At 63.6% G+C, this 16568-nt stretch carries 12 protein-coding genes; 10 read left to right on the top strand and 2 right to left on the bottom strand.

All coding sequences use genetic code 11. The features are described from left to right. Window positions 1–6: 6 nt before the first annotated feature. The 3 genes from AD659_RS26005 (at window position 7) to AD659_RS25995 (ending at window position 8637) form a co-directional block, all read left to right on the top strand. Window positions 7–2067 carry a methyl-accepting chemotaxis protein gene (locus AD659_RS26005; protein ID WP_053126204.1) on the top strand — a complete coding sequence of 687 codons (2061 nt, stop codon included), beginning with the start codon at window positions 7–9 and terminating at the stop codon, window positions 2065–2067. 182 nt (window positions 2068–2249) lie between these two features. Then, window positions 2250–8183 (top strand): Hpt domain-containing protein, encoded by a 5934-nt coding sequence (locus AD659_RS26000; protein ID WP_053126202.1) that lies wholly within the window; start codon window positions 2250–2252, stop codon window positions 8181–8183. Beyond that, complete coding sequence (locus AD659_RS25995; RefSeq protein ID WP_053126200.1) at window positions 8176–8637, top strand: chemotaxis protein CheW; 462 nt, start codon at window positions 8176–8178, stop codon at window positions 8635–8637. Before AD659_RS26000 ends, AD659_RS25995 begins: the two co-directional genes overlap by 8 nt. 318 nt (window positions 8638–8955) lie before the next feature. On the opposite strand, the gene AD659_RS25990 is transcribed toward AD659_RS25995, so the two are convergent. Continuing rightward, complete coding sequence (locus AD659_RS25990) at window positions 8956–9282, bottom strand: hypothetical protein (RefSeq protein WP_053126198.1); 327 nt, start codon at window positions 9280–9282, stop codon at window positions 8956–8958. A 426-nt stretch (window positions 9283–9708) separates the two neighbouring features. Continuing rightward, a complete protein-coding gene (locus tag AD659_RS25985) occupies window positions 9709–10200 on the bottom strand; it encodes a hypothetical protein (RefSeq protein WP_053126196.1) in 492 nt (163 codons plus the stop codon). Between the two features lie 285 nt (window positions 10201–10485). On the opposite strand from AD659_RS25985, the gene mdcA reads away from it, so the two are divergent. Genes mdcA through mdcH form a run of 7 tightly spaced genes read left to right on the top strand, consistent with a single transcriptional unit; the run spans window position 10486 to window position 16509 of the window. After that, on the top strand, window positions 10486–12156 hold the full coding sequence (mdcA, locus tag AD659_RS25980) for a malonate decarboxylase subunit alpha (RefSeq protein ID WP_053126194.1): 1671 nt from the start codon (window positions 10486–10488) through the stop codon (window positions 12154–12156). Next, entirely contained in the window at window positions 12157–13032 is an 876-nt protein-coding gene (locus AD659_RS25975; protein WP_053126192.1) for a triphosphoribosyl-dephospho-CoA synthase, read from the top strand. After that, entirely contained in the window at window positions 13032–13331 is a 300-nt protein-coding gene (locus AD659_RS25970) for a malonate decarboxylase subunit delta (RefSeq protein ID WP_053126190.1), read from the top strand. The genes AD659_RS25975 and AD659_RS25970 overlap by 1 nt, the downstream gene beginning before the upstream one ends. Beyond that, a complete protein-coding gene (locus AD659_RS25965; RefSeq protein ID WP_053126188.1) occupies window positions 13324–14175 on the top strand; it encodes a biotin-independent malonate decarboxylase subunit beta in 852 nt (283 codons plus the stop codon). The genes AD659_RS25970 and AD659_RS25965 overlap by 8 nt, the downstream gene beginning before the upstream one ends. Further along, window positions 14172–14975, top strand: a complete 804-nt coding sequence (gene mdcE, locus AD659_RS25960) for a biotin-independent malonate decarboxylase subunit gamma (RefSeq protein ID WP_053126186.1) — start codon at window positions 14172–14174, stop codon at window positions 14973–14975. The genes AD659_RS25965 and mdcE overlap by 4 nt, the downstream gene beginning before the upstream one ends. Continuing rightward, entirely contained in the window at window positions 14972–15592 is a 621-nt protein-coding gene (locus tag AD659_RS25955; RefSeq protein WP_053127103.1) for a malonate decarboxylase holo-ACP synthase, read from the top strand. The genes mdcE and AD659_RS25955 overlap by 4 nt, the downstream gene beginning before the upstream one ends. Further along, window positions 15589–16509 (top strand): malonate decarboxylase subunit epsilon, encoded by a 921-nt coding sequence (gene mdcH, locus AD659_RS25950; protein ID WP_053126185.1) that lies wholly within the window; start codon window positions 15589–15591, stop codon window positions 16507–16509. The genes AD659_RS25955 and mdcH overlap by 4 nt, the downstream gene beginning before the upstream one ends. The last annotated feature ends 59 nt before the right edge of the window (window positions 16510–16568 follow it).

Below are 16568 nucleotides of genomic sequence, written 5' to 3'. Positions count from 1 at the left end.
AAATCGATGATCAAAGCAAAAACAGGCAAGCCACTGGAAGCGTCGCGCAGTCGTTCGCAGATCATCGTGCTGTTCGTCGCGCTGATCGTCTTCATCATGCTGCTGTTCGCCAACTTCGCTTACCTCAACACCCAATCCACCTACGACAAGCAGTACATCGGCCACGCCGGTGAGCTGCGGGTGCTGTCCCAGCGCATTGCCAAGAATGCCACCGAGGCCGCCGCCGGCAAGCCCGCGGCGTTCAAGCTGCTCAGCGATGCGCGCAATGACTTCGCCCAGCGCTGGGGTTATCTGAAGCAGGGCGATCCGGTGACCGGCCTGCCGCCTGCGCCCGCCACCCTGCGCCCGCAGATGCGCGCCGTGCAGCTGGATTGGGAACGCCTGCTCAAGAACACCGACGCCATCCTCTCCAGCGAGCAGACCGTGCTGTCGCTGCACCAGGTGGCGGCGACCCTGGCTGAAACCGTGCCGCAGTTGCAGGTCGAGTATGAAAAAGTCGTCGAGATCCTGCTGCAACGCGGCGCCCCGGCCACCCAGGTGGCCATGGCCCAGCGCCAATCGCTGCTGGCCGAACGGATCCTCGGCGCGGTGAATACCGTGCTGGCGGGGGACGAAAACGCCAGCCAGGCCGCCGACACCTTCGGTCGCGACGCGGCGCGTTTTGGCCAGGTACTCAATGGCATGTTGCAAGGTGACCCGACCTTGAAGATCTCCCAGGTCCAGGACCGCGATGCCCGGGCACGGCTGAGCGAAATCAGCGAGCTGTTCGAGTTCGTCTCGGGTTCGGTGGATGAAATCCTCGAGACTTCCCCGGAGCTATTCAAGGTCCGCGAATCGGCCGGCAACATCTTCAACCTGTCGCAGACCCTGCTCGACGAGGCTTCGCACCTGGCCACGGCCTTCGAAAACCTGGCCGGCGGGCGCTCCGTCAATACCATTGGCGGCTATGTGCTGGGCCTGATGGCGCTGATGTCGATCATCCTGATCGGGCTGGTGATGGTCCGCGAGACCAACCGCCAGTTGCACGAAACCGCGGAAAAGAACGAGCGCAACCAGAACGCGATCATGCGGCTGCTGGATGAAATCGAAGACCTGGCCGACGGCGACCTGACCGTCACCGCCTCGGTCACCGAGGACTTCACCGGCACCATCGCCGATTCCATCAACTACTCGGTTGACCAACTGCGCGACCTGGTGGCGACCATCAATCTCACCGCCGGCCAGGTCGCCGCTGCGGTGCAGGAAACCCAGGCCACCGCAATGCACCTGGCCCAGGCGTCCGAGCACCAGGCCCAGCAAATTTCCGAAGCTTCGACTTCAATTAATGAAATGGCCCAGTCCATCGACCAGGTATCGGCCAACGCCGCCGAATCGTCGGCGGTGGCCGAGCGCTCGGTGGAGATCGCCAACAAGGGCAACGAGGTGGTGCACAACACCATTCATGGCATGGACAATATTCGCGAGCAGATCCAGGACACCGCCAAGCGCATCAAGCGCCTGGGTGAGTCGTCCCAGGAAATCGGCGACATTGTCAGCCTGATCGACGACATCGCCGACCAGACCAACATCCTCGCCCTCAACGCCGCCATCCAGGCGTCCATGGCCGGTGATGCCGGGCGCGGGTTCGCGGTGGTGGCCGATGAAGTGCAGCGCCTGGCCGAGCGCTCTTCGGCGGCGACCCGGCAAATCGAGACCCTGGTGCGGGCGATCCAGGCCGACACCAACGAAGCGGTGATTTCCATGGAGCAGACCACCACCGAAGTGGTGCGCGGCGCGCGCCTGGCCCAGGATGCCGGCGTCGCTCTGGAAGAGATCGAAGGCGTGTCCAAGACCCTGGCGGCTTTGATCCAGAGCATCTCCAACGCGGCGCAGCAGCAAACCACCTCGGCGGGGCAGATATCCTTGACCATGAACGTGATCCAGCAGATCACCACGCAGACTTCGTCGGGCTCCACCGCCACCGCCGAAAGCATCGGCAACCTGGCGAAGATGGCCAGCCAGCTGCGCCGCTCGGTGTCGGGGTTTACCTTGCCGGCGACGCCTGTGGTTGAAGAGGACAAGGGGTGATGGACCTGCTGGCAGGGGATGCACCTGTGGCAAGGGCGCTTTTGTGGCGAGGGAGCTTGCTCCCGCTGGGCTGCGCAGCGGCCCCAGGTTTTTATGAGCGCTGCGCGCTCAAGCGGGAGCAAGCTCCCTCGCCACAAAGGCTGATGTGCTCCTGCTGCATATGACTTTGATTTGGAGTGGTTATGGGTGATCGGCACGACTACGTGGCCCTGGAATGGGTCAAGGGCGAGATTGCCGAAACGCTGAAGCAGGCTCATCTGGCCCTCAACCGCCTGCTGGACGATCCGCAGGCGTCGGATGCCCTCGGGCAATGCCTGGCCTGCATTCACCAGGTCCATGGCGGCCTGCAGATGGTCGAGTTCTACGGTGCGGCGCTGCTGGCCGAGGAGATGGAGCAGCTGTGCGCCGCCCTGCAGGACAACCGCGTCACCCATCGCGACGAAGCCATCAGCCTGTTGAGCCAGGCCCTGGGGCAGCTGCCGATCTACCTGGACCGCGTACAAGGTGCCCGCCGCGACCTGCCGCTGGTGGTGCTGCCCTTGATCAACGACCTGCGCAGTGCCCGGGGCGAGAGCCTGTTGTCGGAAACCAGCCTGTTCAGCCCCGAGTTGCCCGATATTGCGCCGCTTGACGACGAGGCCTTGCAGCGCCTCGAGCCCGCCGACCTGCCAAACACCTTGCGCAAATGGCGCCAGACCCTGCAAATGGCCCTGGTGGGCCTGTTGCGCGAACAGGATGACGCGACCCACCTCGGTTACCTGGCCAAGGTCTTCCAGCGCCTGGAAACCTTGTGCGCCGGGGCGCCGCTCAATGCGTTATGGCAGGTGGCCTCGGCACTGGTCGAAGGCATGCGTGACGGGCGCATCGCCAACAGCCCGGCGCTGCGCAGCCTGTTCAAGGAAGCCGACAAGGAACTCAAGCGCCTGCTGGACCAAGGCATGCCCGGCATCAATCAGCTGGCACCGCCCCACCTGCTCAAGAGCTTGTTGTTCTATATTGCCAAGGCCGAACATCCCAGCGGGCAGATGCAGATCATGAAAGAACGCTACTCACTGGACGACGCGCTGCCCGACAGCGCCATGGTCGACGAAGAACGCGCGCGCCTGGCCGGGCCCGACCGCGACGCCATGCGCTCGGTGCTCGCCGCGCTGTGCGAGGAGTTGGTACGGGTCAAGGAACGCCTGGACCTGTTCGTGCGCAGCGATCGCCAGCACGCCTCGGAGCTGGACAGCCTGCTGGCGCCGCTGCGGCAGATCGCCGACACCCTGGCGGTGCTGGGTTTCGGCCAGCCGCGCAAGGTCATCATCGATCAACTGGCGGTGGTCCTGAGCCTCGCCCAGGGCCAGCGCGAGCCGGATGACGCGACCCTCATGGACGTCGCCGGGGCCTTGCTCTACGTCGAGGCGACCCTGGCCGGCATGGTCGGCACCGTCGAGCCCGAGAGCCGCGAAGACACCCACCTGCCCACCACCGACCTGACCCAGATCCACCAGATCGTCATCAAGGAAGCCCACACCTGCCTGCAACAGGCCAAGGACATGATCGTCGACTACATCGACGCGGACTGGAACAGCGAACAACTGCAACCCTTGCCGGCGCTGCTGACCCAGGTGCGCGGCGCGCTGGCGATGATCCCCCTGAGCCGTGCCGCCAGCCTGGTCGAGGCCTGCAACGCATTCATCCGCGACCACCTGCTGCTGGAGCAGGCCCAGCCGGGTTGGGAAGAACTCGATCACCTGGCCGACGTGATCACCGGCCTCGAATACTACCTGGAGCGCTTGAGCGAAGACTCGGAAACCCCTGGCGAGCCGTTGCTCGATGGGGTCGAGCGGAGTCTGGCCGCGCTCGGCTATTACCCTGACGAAGCACGGGTGCCGGTACTCGACGATGTGCTGAGCCCCAACGAAGCCCAGGTCATGCAGGACTTGCAGGAGCTGGATGACCCGCAGACGGTGCAGTCCTTGGCCGAGGTGCTTGCCAGTCCGGTCTCGGCGGTCAACCCGCCGGCCAGGAGCACCCCGGGCAGCCTGTTGCCGCCGCCACTGGACGAAAGCCCGGTGGACGACGAGTTACGCGAGGTCTTCCTCGAAGAAACCGCCGAGGTACTGGACGTCCTGCGTGAATATCTGCCGCGCTGGAGTGCGCACCCCGACGACGCTGTTGCCCTGGGCGAACTGCGCCGGGCGTTCCATACCTTGAAAGGCAGCGGCCGGATGGTCCGGGCGCTGGTGTTGGGCGAGCTGGCCTGGGCCATGGAAAACCTGCTCAACCGGGTACTGGAGCACAGCATTGAGCCAGGAACATCGGTGCGCCAGTTGATCGAAGACACGCTGCAGTTGTTGCCGGATCTGGTGGCCGACTTCGCCGCCAATCGGCAGCGCCAGCGCGACGATGTCGATCGCTTGGCCGCCCGTGCCCATGTCCTGGCCAAGGGCGGCGATGAAGACGATGACGACGAGCAGGACGTAGCCGCCCTCGATCCGCTGTTGTTGAAAATCTTCGACAACGAAGCCCAGGGCCACCTCGCCAGCCTCAACCGTTTTCTCGACCAGGCGGCCGACCACCTGCCATTGCAGGCCAGCGATGAGTTGCAACGGGCCTTGCACACCCTCAAGGGCAGCGCGTCCATGGCCGGCGTGCAGCCCATCGCCGAGCTGGCCGGTGCGATGGATGAGCTGGCCCGGGAATACCGGGCGCACCTGATCGCCCTCGACCTGGATGAGGTGGAATTGCTGCTGGAGGCGGAGGGACTGCTGCGCCTCGGCCTGCGCCGGTTGCACAGCGAGCCGCTGACGCCGATCCCCGGCGCCGGGGATTTGATCCCGCGCGCCCAGGCCCTGCTGGCCGAGCGTCTGCACGCCGCCAACAGTGCGCCGGACAAAGCACTAAGGACCAAGCGCGATCCACAACTGATCAACAACTTCCTCGCCCAGGGCATGGACATCCTGCTGGACGCCGAAAGCCTCTTGCAGCGCTGGCAGCAGCACCCCGGCGAAGGCCAGGAATTGAGTGCGCTGCTGGACGAACTGACCACCCTCGGCGAAGGCGCGCACCTGGCCGACCTGCACCCGGTGGACGAACTCTGCGAAGCCTTGCTGGACCTCTATGGCGCGGTGGAAGAAAGCAGCCTGGCGGTCAGCGATGAATTTTTCCGGCAAGCGCAGCACGCCCATGAAGCGCTGATCGACATGCTCGATCAACTGGCGGCCGGGCAGCATGTGCGCCCGCAACCCGAGCGGGTCGAGGCCCTGCGTCGTCTGCTCCAGGAGAGCCTCGACCCGTCGGCCACCGGCCTGATCCGCAGCGACGGCAGCCGCACCTTGAGCATCCGCGAGCTGGGCCATGCCACAGCGGAAATGGAACGCGACGCGCCCGCCGAGACCTCGGTGGAAGATGACCTCGCGTCGATTTTCCTCGAAGAGGCCCAGGACATCCTCGAAAGTGCCGCCCAGGCCTTGCAACGCTGGTTGGCCGATCCGGACAACGGCGCGCCGTTGTCCTCGCTGCAACGTGATTTGCACACCCTCAAGGGCGGCGCGCGGATGGCCGACATCCGGCCAGTGAGCGACCTGGCCCAGGAGCTGGAAAACCTCTACGAAGGGCTGGTGGACCGGCGCTACAGCTACAGCGAGGAGCTGGCGCAGTTGCTCGACAGCAGTCACGAACGCCTCGACCTGTTGCTCGGGCAGTTGCAACAGGGCCAGCCGTTGGGCGATCCCGTTGCGCTGATCGACGCCATCCGACGGTTCCGCCAGGACAAGCCGAACGCCATCGAGACCAGCGCAGCGGCCCAGGCCGACGGCACCGGTCATGATCCTGAATTGCTGGAAATCTTCCTCGAAGAAGGCTTCGATATCCTCGACAGCTCAGGCGCGGCGCTGTTGCGCTGGCAGGAAGAACCGTCAAACCGCCAGGCCGTGGAAACCCTTCTGCGGGATTTGCACACCCTCAAGGGCGGTGCGCGGATGGTGGAAATCGTCCCCATCGGCGACCTGGCCCACGAACTGGAAAACCTCTACGAAGGCCTGTCGGCGGGCCTGCTCCAACCGACCCCGACCCTGTTCACCTTGCTGCAAAGCAGCCATGACCGACTGGCGCAGATGCTCGACGCGGTGCGCGCCGGCCATCCGTGCCCGCTGGCCGACCGGCTGATCGCGCAGATCCAGGCAGTGAATCATCCCCAGGAGACAACTACACCGCAGGCTGGCCCAACACCGGAACCGTCCCCCACCGCCTCCGTGAGCCCGCCCGCGGCGCCGGCCAGACCGGACCCCAACGCGGCAGGCGACGGTGCGGACATGGTCAAGGTTTCCGCCGAACTGCTCGACGACCTGGTGAACCTCGCGGGCGAAACCTCGATCTTCCGTGGACGCATCGAACAGCAGGTCAACGACGCACATGTGGCCCTGAGCGAAATGGAAACCACCATCGAGCGCATGCGCGACCAGTTGCGGCGCCTGGACACCGAGACCCAGGGGCGGATTCTCAGCCGCCAGCAGGTAGAAGCCGAGCACTTGGGCTACGAAGAGTTCGACCCACTGGAAATGGACCGCCATTCCCAGTTGCAGCAACTGTCCCGGGCGCTGTTCGAGTCCGCCTCGGACCTGCTCGAACTCAAGGAAACCCTGGATCGCAGCAACCACGACGCCGAAGTCCTGTTGCAACAGCAGGGGCGGATCAACACCGAACTCCAGGAAGGCCTGATGCGCACGCGCATGGTGCCGTTCGAGCGCATGTTGCCGCGGCTCAAGCGCATCGTCCGGCAAGTGGCGCAAGAGTTGGGCAAAGACGTGGAATTCATGGTCGGCAATGCCGACGGCGAGATGGACCGTAACGTCCTGGAACGCATGGCCGCGCCGCTGGAACACATGCTGCGCAACGCCGTCGACCACGGCCTGGAGCCGGCCGACGTGCGCATCGCCGCCGGCAAGCCGGCACGAGGGCGCATCAGCCTCGACCTGTCCCGGGAGGGCGGCGACATCATTTTCGACATCCGCGACGACGGCGCCGGTGTGCCGCTAGAGGCGGTGCGGAACAAGGCGATCAAACGTGGCCTGCTGGCGTCGGACAGTGACATCAGCGACCGCGACGTGCTGCAGTTCATCCTGCAACCGGGATTTTCCACGGCGGAAAAAATCACTCAGATCTCCGGGCGCGGCGTCGGCATGGACGTGGTCCACGAAGAAGTACGGCAACTGGGCGGCAGCATGACGATTGATTCCACGCCGGGGCAGGGCGTGCATTTCCGCATTCGCCTGCCGTTTACCGTGGCGGTGAACCGGGCGTTGATGGTGCATTGTCACGACGACCAGTACGCGATCCCGTTGAACGCCATCGAAAGCATGGTCCGGGTGTTGCCCGCCGAGCTGGATGGCTATTACCAGCTCGATCCGCCGACCTACACCTACGCCGGGCAGCGCTATGAGCTGTGCTACCTGGGCGAGCTGCTGAAAACCGGCGCCCGCCCGAAACTGCTGGGCCAGAGCCAACCCCTGCCAGTGCTGCTGGTGCAGTGCAACGAGCGGCACGTCGCCGTGCAGGTGGACGCCATTGCCGGGACCCGGGAGATCGTGGTCAAGAGCCTGGGGCCGCAATTCTCGGCGGTGCAGGGCCTGTCCGGAGCGACGATCCTGGGAGATGGCCGGGTGGTGCTGATCCTCGACCTGTTGGCGCCGATCCGCGCCTTGCCCCACCAGGTTCCGCGCCGCCAGGTGCCGGCGGAAGGCGAGGGCGAACCGCAACGGCCACTGCTGGTGCTGGTGGTGGATGACTCGGTGACGGTGCGCAAGGTCACCAGCCGCCTGCTGGAGCGCCATGGCATGCACGTCCTGACCGCCAAGGACGGCGTGGATGCCATGGCGCTACTGGCCGAACACGCGCCCGACCTGATGCTGCTGGACATCGAGATGCCGCGCATGGATGGTTTCGAAGTGGCCAGCCAAGTGCGCAACGACCCACGCCTGGCGCACCTGCCGATCATCATGATCACCTCCCGCACCGGCCAGAAACACCGCGACCGCGCCATGGCCATCGGCGTCAACGACTACCTGGGCAAGCCGTACCAGGAATCGGTGCTGCTCGACAGCATCGCCTACTGGAGCAAAACCCATGCATGAACATCGCACCAGCCACCTCACCGGGTTATTGCTGCCCCTGGCCGATCGGCATTTGATCCTGCCCAACGTGGCGGTGGCCGAACTGATCGACTACCAAAGCAGCGCCTTCGATCTGGACACCCCGCCGTGGTTCCTGGGCTGGGTGAGCTGGCGCGAACGGCAAATCCCGCTGCTGAGCTTCGAATCGGCCTGCGGGCAGAAAACCGTGATGGGCGAGCGCGTGCGCATCGTCGTGCTCAACGCCTTGGGCGGGCGGCCGGAGTTGCGCTTCATTGCGCTGCTGGTGCAAGGCATCCCCCGCTCCTGCAAGCTCGACACCCAGTTGAGCTACGTCGACGTGCCGCTGTGCGGGCTGGAACAGGCGGCGGTGCAAGTGGGGGAACATGTGGCGAAAGTGCCGGATCTGTTGGCGTTGGAAGAGTTGGTGGTTGCAGCGGGGCTGGTCAGCACTTGAGTTCGACTGTGGGAGCGAGCTTGCTCGCGATGGCGGAGAGTCAGGTCACAACAATACTGACTATCGGGCTGCTATCGCGAGCAAGCTCGCTCCCGTTGAATACAGCTAGACCGTCAAAATCAGCCGGGGCGATTTTTTCATTCTACTATTCAGACTTGCTTGTTACCCGTTTCACCCGAATGTTATCGATATCCACTTTGCGGAATGCAGAATCCAAACCGCCCCCCGTGCCAATCCAGAGTTCTTGGGCTCCTCCCGCGAACCAGGCTGCGCCGGGCTCGTATCCCTTCAGCCATTGTCCAACTGGCGTTTCATCGGTCACATTGGTGTGGCTTCCCACAACCCTCCCTCCGAGCACACCGCGATCGCGATATCCTTCGCTTCATCCGGTTCCCTTTCGTGAATGCGATAGAGGAAGTACACCTCATATAACGCCCGTCTTTCCTCGGCACTCTGAAAAGAAAACCTTTTTAATAGAGAAGGCTGAATTTTGTAAAACGTCCCCGGAGCGCCTTTCAGCAACCCACTCCAGTACATGTTTCCATTTTCGCCAGTCTTGAGTTCCCCGGTAGGCAAACCACGGCCATTCATCCACCCATTCCAGTTTTCACCTTCGAAATCGGTATAGTCTTCGAAACGTTTCATATTGTCCCTCTCCAGTGCAGGTGCTGTTGACCCTGCCCGTGCAATCGGACATTACAGGCCGCAGCGCAGCTTAGTGGGCGCTGGAGACCGTTGTTTGGCTACTGTAAGGATTGACAGGTTGAAGCCGCCATCCGACAAGCGGCTATGCATTGGGAGCACAGGCCAGAGGGTTGTTCCGAAAATTTCGAAGGCACCTCATTCCCCTGTGGGAGCGAGCTTGCTCGCGAAGGCGGCACATTCAGCATTGATGCAGACAGATCCATCGCTATCGCGAGCAAGCTTTGCTCCTACAAGATTGGCGGTGGACATTGATCTTATAAACGACCAAAAGCCTGTGTGCGAGCTGCTCGCGATAGCGGAGTGACAGGCAATGACTGGTCCGCCGTCATCGCGAGTCACCTTGAGGGTGCCCCACATTTATCTGCACTAGGTCTGTTTCCAAACATAGATGTTATCGATATCTATTCGACGGGATTTTGTCTCGGCTAGAGCGCCACGCGTGCCAATCTGAATTATTTCGTTTGACTGCGCGAACCACTGGTAGGGGTTTGTCTCCGTCGTCGCCAGCAGCCATTTGTCTACTTCAGTGTTTTCATCCAAATCGTTATCTAAATTGAAGGAGATTTTTGGGTTCCCTATGGCGAGGGAAAGAACAAGGAATCTTGCCTCGTCAACTTCGAGTTTGTGAACGCGATAATTAAAGGATATACAGTAAAAGTCGGTTCTTTCTTCTTTGCTCAGAAACGTGAATTTTTTCTTCAGAGATGTGCCGAAGGAAGGAAAGGTCGTTATGGGCTTCAGTTCACCTTTCCAGAAAGTATTCCCATCTACCGTAATAAGTTCTCCTGTGATGCCTTCGCCATCTTCCCATCCGTTGCGCCCATTCGATTCGAAGTCAGTTTCATCAGGGAATTTCATATTAGTGTCTCCAATCATTTGCGCTGTCGACCCTGCCCTTGAAGCCGGACATAACCAATCGCAGCAGGATCCACTAGACGCCGAGGAGGCCTGCTTGGCTACTGTCAGGGTCGACAGGTTGAGCGCTAATCCGATCAGTGGCTTTGCCACAAGCTCGATCCCACAGATAGTTCGTACTCGAATAACCATTACGCCAACCGTAACGATCCGCCGCCGAGCTTGATTGATGCCCGCGCCACAACACTCCTAAGGTAACCCCCACGACAGCGAACCCGTGGAGTGGTCATGACAACAACAATATCCCCCGACTCGCGCTGGACGCGGCGGCGCAGCGAGAAGCAGCGGCGGCTCGGGCTGGTGAAGGGGCTGGCCGACGGTGTGGTGCTGCCCACCGACAAGATCGTCGCGGCGTTGGAGGCGTTGATCCTGCCTGGCGACCGTGTGGTGCTGGAGGGCAATAACCAGAAGCAGGCGGACTTTCTTTCCCGCTCCCTGGCCAAGGCCGACCCGGGCAAGTTGCATGACCTGCACATGATCATGCCCAGCGTCGGTCGTTCCGAGCACCTGGACTTGTTCGAACGCGGCATCGCCCGCAAGCTCGATTTCTCCTTCGCCGGTACCCAGAGCCTGCGCATCAGCCAGTTGCTCGAAGACGGCCTGTTGGAAATCGGCGCGATCCACACCTACATCGAGCTCTATGCCCGGCTGGTGGTGGACCTGATTCCCAATGTGGTGCTCTCGGCCGGTTTCATGGCCGACCGCGCCGGCAATATCTACACCGGCCCCAGCACCGAAGACACACCGGCGCTGATCGAGCCGGCGGCCTTCAGTGACGGTATCGTCATCGTCCAGGTCAACCAGTTGGTGGACGACGTCAGCGACCTGCCGCGCGTCGACATCCCAGCGTCCTGGGTGGATTTCGTGGTGGTGGCCGACAAGCCGTTCTACATCGAGCCGCTGTTTACCCGCGACCCACGCCATATCAAGCCTGTGCATGTGCTGATGGCGATGATGGCGATCCGCGGAATCTACGAAAAACACAACGTCCAGTCCCTCAACCACGGCATCGGCTTCAACACCGCCGCCATCGAATTGATCCTGCCCACCTACGGCGAATCTCTGGGCCTGAAGGGCAAGATCTGCCGCAACTGGACCCTCAATCCGCACCCAACCCTGATCCCCGCCATCGAAAGCGGCTGGGTCGAAAGCGTGCATTGCTTCGGCACCGAGCTGGGCATGGAGAATTACATCGCGGCTCGTCCCGACGTGTTCTTCACCGGCCACGACGGCTCGCTGCGTTCCAATCGGATGGTCTGCCAACTGGCTGGGCAGTACGCGGTGGACCTGTTCATCGGCGCTACCTTGCAAGTGGACGGCGACGGTCATTCCTCCACCGTGACCCGGGGTCGTTTGGCCGGCTTCGGCGGTGCGCCGAACATGGGTCACGACCCGCGCGGTCGCCGTCACGGCACGCCGGCCTGGCTCGATATGCGCCATGGCGATGGCGAGGCGCCGTTGCTCGAACGCGGCAAGAAGCTGGTGGTGCAGATGGTCGAGACGTTCCAGGAAGGCGGAAAGCCCACTTTCGTCGAGACCCTCGACGCGGTGGACGTGGCGAAGAAAGCCGGCATGCCCCTGGCGCCGATCATGATCTACGGCGACGACGTCACCCATCTGCTGACCGAAGAGGGCATCGCCTACCTGTACAAGGCCCGCTCCCTGGAAGAGCGCCAGGCGATGATTGCCGCCGTGGCGGGGGTCACTGCCATCGGTTTGCGCCATGACCCGAAAGACACCGCGCGCATGCGCCGCGAAGGGCTGATCGCCTTGCCTGAAGACCTCGGCATCCGTCGCACCGACGCCACCCGCGAGTTGCTCGCGGCCAAGAGCGTGGCCGACCTGGTGGAATGGTCCGGTGGCCTCTACAACCCGCCCGCCAAGTTCAGGAGCTGGTAAATGCACGCCTTCAACCTGCAACCGAAAAAACTGTCCTTGGCCGAACGCTTGGCGGATATGGCGGTGGATGCGCTGATCGACGAAGCCGACCTCTCGCCCAAACCGGCCCTGGTGGACCGTCGCGGCAATGGCGCCCATACCGACCTGCACCTGGGTCTGATGCATGCTTCGGCGCTGTCGTTGTGGCCGGCCTTCAAGGAAATGGCCGAGGCCGCCCTCGACTGTGGCGAAATCGGCTTGCCGCTGCGCGAAGCCCTCGGCCGGATCGGCCGTGAAGGTGAAGCCGCGATGCTCGCCACCACGGACGGCGTGAATACTCACCGTGGGGCGATCTGGGCCTTGGGTCTGTTGGTCGCTGCGACGGCGCTGGAACCTGAATCCAACGTCGCGGGCGCCGTCACGCTACGTGCCGCCCGCCTGGCCTTACTCAACGACCGTTTTGCACCCCAACCCTTGAGCCACGGTGCCCAGGTCGCCCAGCGCTACGGCGTGCGCGGTGCCCGGGAAGAAGCGCAACTGGCGTTCCCAGCGGTGACTGGCCTCGGCTTGCCGCAACTCAAGCGCAGCCGCGCGGCGGGGACGGGCGAGCAGAACGCTCGCCTCGATGCCTTGCTGGCGATCATGACCACACTGGCCGACACCTGCGTGCTGTACCGCGCCGGCGAAGCGGGTTTGCAGGCCATGCAGCAGGGCGCCAAAGCGGTGCTCGACGCCGGTGGCAGTGCGAGCCTGGGCGGTCGCCGCCAATTGCATGCGCTGGACCAACAACTGATTGCCTTGAATGCCTCGCCCGGCGGCGCTGCCGACCTGCTCGCCGCCTGCCTGTTCCTCGATCGTATCGAACGCGGCGATGGCCTCTTCCCAGGAGTGTGCTGATGGAAACCTTATCCTTTGAATTCCCCGCCGGGCAGCCGCCACGGGGGCGGGCGCTGGTGGGCTGCGTCGGCTCGGGCGACCTGGAAGTGCTGATCGAGCCTGGGCTGGCGGGCAAATTGAGCATCCAGGTGCAGACATCGGTCAATGGCAGCGAGCAACGCTGGCAGCATTTGTTTGCCCGCATGTTCGACGGCCAGACGCCTCCCGCGATGAGCATCGACATCCATGACTTTGGCGCCACTCCCGGCGTGGTGCGCCTGCGCCTGGAACAAGGTTTCGAGGAGATCGGCCATGACTGACAGCGCAGCGTTGCTCAACAAGCACAGCTTCGTCGAACTCGGTGCCCGGCAACGGGCCAAGGCCTTGCTCGATGCCGGTACGTTTCGCGAATTGCTCGACCCGTTCCAGCGAATCATGTCGCCGTGGCTGTTGCGCCAGGGCGTGGTGCCGCAAAGCGATGACGGCGTGGTGATCGCCAAGGGCTCGCTCGATGGCCTGCCCGTGGTAATCGCCGCCATCGAAGGTGCGTTCCAGGGTGGCAGCCTCGGCGAAGTCGGCGGGGCGAAGATTGCCGGCGCTTTGGAACTGGCGGCCGAAGACAACCGCAAAGGCATTCCCACCCGTGCCGTGTTGCTGCTGGAAACCGGCGGTGTGCGGTTGCAGGAGGCCAATCTCGGGCTCGCAGCGATTGCCGAGATTCACTCGGCGATTGTCGACCTGCGCCAATACCAGCCGGTGATTGGCGTAGTGGCCGGCAGTGTCGGCTGCTTTGGCGGCATGTCCATTGCCGCCGGGCTGTGCAGTTATCTGCTGGTCACCCAGGAAGCACGGCTGGGCCTGAACGGTCCGCAAGTGATCGAACAGGAAGCCGGCCTCGACGAATACGACTCCCGCGACCGGCCGTTCATCTGGAGCCTGACCGGCGGCGAGCAGCGTTTCGCCACCGGACTGGTGGACCGTTATGCGGCTGACGATGTGGCGCAGATCCGCCAACAGGTCAGCCAGTTGCTGCACCTGGGCGTGCCTGCGCACCACCGCAGCGGCCAGGCCGAACTGTTCCTGCAACGCCTGGCCCGTTTGGACAACGACGTGCAAATCGAACCGGCAGCGGTTCGCCAGCTGTACCAGGGAGAACGCCCATGAGTTCGTATTCGTTGAGAGGCTTGCGCTGGTTCGAGGCCTTGAGTGGTGGTGCCAGCGCGGTGCAAGGTTTACCCGCTTCGTTGAAAGTCGCCGATGTCAGCCTGGGCGAGCACACCGCGCGCCTGTTGGCGGTGGTGACCGATCCCGACAACCATTTCCCACGGGCACGCAACGGTGAAGTCGGCTTGCTGGAAGGTTGGGGCCTGGCCAAGGCGGTGGATGAGGCCATCGACGCCGACCGCAATGCGGTTAACAAGCGTGCACTGATCGCCATAGTCGACGTACCGAGCCAGGCCTATGGCCGGCGCGAAGAAGCCTTGGGCATTCATCAGGCCCTGGCCGGTGCGGCCGACAGCTACGCTCGTGCCCGATTGGCCGGGCATCCGGTGATTGGCTTGCTGGTGGGCAAGGCGATGTCGGGGGCGTTCCTGGCCCACGGCTACCAGGCCAACCGGCTGATTGCCCTGCGCGACCCGGGCGTGATGGTCCACGCCATGGGCAAGGCCTCGGCGGCGCGGGTGACCTTGCGCAGTGTCGAAGAGCTTGAGGCGTTGGCTGCCAGCGTGCCACCGATGGCCTATGACATCGACAGCTTTGCCAGCCTGGGCCTGCTGTGGGAAACCTTGTCGGTGGAGCAGATCGAGCAACCCTCCGCGACCGATCTGGCCCGAGTCTTCGATTGCCTGCAACACGCGATCAACGATGTCGCCACTGCGCCTCGCGACTTGAGCAGTCGCCTCGGTGCGACTCATCGGGCAGCCTCCAGCACGGTTCGCCAATTGTTGAGAGCGCAGTGGTGAATACGTATCTGGCCCATGACCTGCTCTGGGGGATGACCCCGGAGCAGGTGCCTGTGGGGGCCCCAGCATGGGCGGTCGAATCGATTGCCGCCGGTCATCCGGTGGTGGTTCGGCGCTCGCTGACGGCACCGGATCAGATCGCGGTCGGCGTGCGTGGGCGCTTGCGCGAGCAGCGTTATGCAACATCGATGGCGGTCGCGGCGATCTCCCGTTGCGTCAGGCCGGAAGACCTTTGTCACGCCGAGTCGACTCGCGACCTGCCGGCCCTGCATGCGCTGGCCCGTCTGCGCCCGCTGCTCGACGCCAGCGGCTGGGCCTGGGGCGTCAGCGGCAGCGCCGGGTTCGAACTCGCCGCCGGCGTCGAGGCACTGCATGAACGCAGCGACCTGGATCTGATTCTGCGCACACCGCAGTTCCTGGATCGTCTCCAGGCCAGGGAGTTGCTGGCGCTACTGGATGCTTCGGTCTGCGCCGTGGACATGCAGTTGCAAACGCCCTGGGGCGCCGTCGCCCTGCGCGAATGGGCGGGGTCGTCGCGGCGGGTCTTGCTCAAGGATGATGTTCAGGCCCGGCTGGTGAGCGATCCTTGGCAGCCTTCGTTGGAGCAGGTCGCGTGAGCAGCCTCTTCGTTTTTCCAGGCCAGGGGGCGCAGCGCGTGGGCATGCTCCATGGGTTGGCGCCGCTGATCCTGGACGAGGCGGGGGATGTGCTCGGTGAAGACGTCTTGCGACTGGACAGCCCCGAGGCCTTGCAATCGACCCGCGCCGTGCAGCTGTGCTTGCTGATCGCTGGCGTGGCGGCGGCCCGTCGCTTGCTGGAACAGGCACCTGCGCCGGACTACGTCGCGGGATTGTCCATCGGTGCGTATCCGGCGGCGGTCGTTGCCGGGGCGCTGGACTTCAAGGATGCGCTGCGGCTGGTCAGCCTGCGCGGCGAATTGATGCAACAGGCGTATCCCCAAGGCTACGGCATGACCGCGATCATCGGCCTGGACCTCGCGGCAGTGGAAGCCTTGCTGGCCCAGGTGCACAGTGAAACAACGCCGGTCTACCTGGCCAATATCAATGCCGATAACCAAGTGGTCATTGCCGGCAGCGATGAAGCCATGGACCTCGTCGCTGAGCAGGCCCGTCGCCAAGGTGCTGGCAAGGCCTGCCGGCTGGCGGTAAGCGTGCCGTCCCATTGCCCGTTGCTGGAGGCTCCGGCACGGACGTTGGCCGAGGCGTTTGCCGAGGTGCCGTTGAAAGCGCCTGTTCTGGGCTATCTCAGCGGCAGCCGCGCCCGGCCGGTGATCAAGGCCGAGGCCCTGCGCGACGACCTGGCCTTCAACATGTGCCGCGTCGTCGATTGGCGCGGCACGGTGCAAAGCGCCTACGAACGAGGCGTGCGGCTGCAGATCGAACTGCCGCCCGGTGCGGTGCTCACCGCCCTGGCGCGCCGGGTGTTCGACCAGGGCTCTGTCATGGCTTACGACGGTGCCCGGCTCGATACCTTGCAAGCGCTGTTGCGTGAGGAGGGAAACCGCCAACCCTAGACCACCGACTCAAGCTGGCGAAGCACAAAAACAACAACTTCGACGATGCATTTTGAGGA

The sequence above is a fragment of the Pseudomonas thivervalensis genome (assembly GCF_001269655.1).
In the GTDB taxonomy this organism is placed as follows: domain Bacteria; phylum Pseudomonadota; class Gammaproteobacteria; order Pseudomonadales; family Pseudomonadaceae; genus Aquipseudomonas; species Aquipseudomonas thivervalensis.
This window is presented reverse-complemented; position numbering and strand designations above follow the sequence as displayed.

What these genes read in the sequence shown, in the direction of transcription:
- AD659_RS26005 (WP_053126204.1), top strand. Translation starts at nt 7, where the DNA reads ATGATCAAAGCAAAAACAGGCAAGCCACTGGAAGCGTCGCGCAGTCGT.
- AD659_RS26000 (WP_053126202.1), top strand. Translation starts at nt 2,250, where the DNA reads ATGGGTGATCGGCACGACTACGTGGCCCTGGAATGGGTCAAGGGCGAG.
- AD659_RS25995 (WP_053126200.1), top strand. Translation starts at nt 8,176, where the DNA reads ATGCATGAACATCGCACCAGCCACCTCACCGGGTTATTGCTGCCCCTG.
- AD659_RS25990 (WP_053126198.1), bottom strand. Translation starts at nt 9,282, where the DNA reads ATGAAACGTTTCGAAGACTATACCGATTTCGAAGGTGAAAACTGGAAT.
- AD659_RS25985 (WP_053126196.1), bottom strand. Translation starts at nt 10,200, where the DNA reads ATGAAATTCCCTGATGAAACTGACTTCGAATCGAATGGGCGCAACGGA.
- mdcA (WP_053126194.1), top strand. Translation starts at nt 10,486, where the DNA reads ATGACAACAACAATATCCCCCGACTCGCGCTGGACGCGGCGGCGCAGC.
- AD659_RS25975 (WP_053126192.1), top strand. Translation starts at nt 12,157, where the DNA reads ATGCACGCCTTCAACCTGCAACCGAAAAAACTGTCCTTGGCCGAACGC.
- AD659_RS25970 (WP_053126190.1), top strand. Translation starts at nt 13,032, where the DNA reads ATGGAAACCTTATCCTTTGAATTCCCCGCCGGGCAGCCGCCACGGGGG.
- AD659_RS25965 (WP_053126188.1), top strand. Translation starts at nt 13,324, where the DNA reads ATGACTGACAGCGCAGCGTTGCTCAACAAGCACAGCTTCGTCGAACTC.
- mdcE (WP_053126186.1), top strand. Translation starts at nt 14,172, where the DNA reads ATGAGTTCGTATTCGTTGAGAGGCTTGCGCTGGTTCGAGGCCTTGAGT.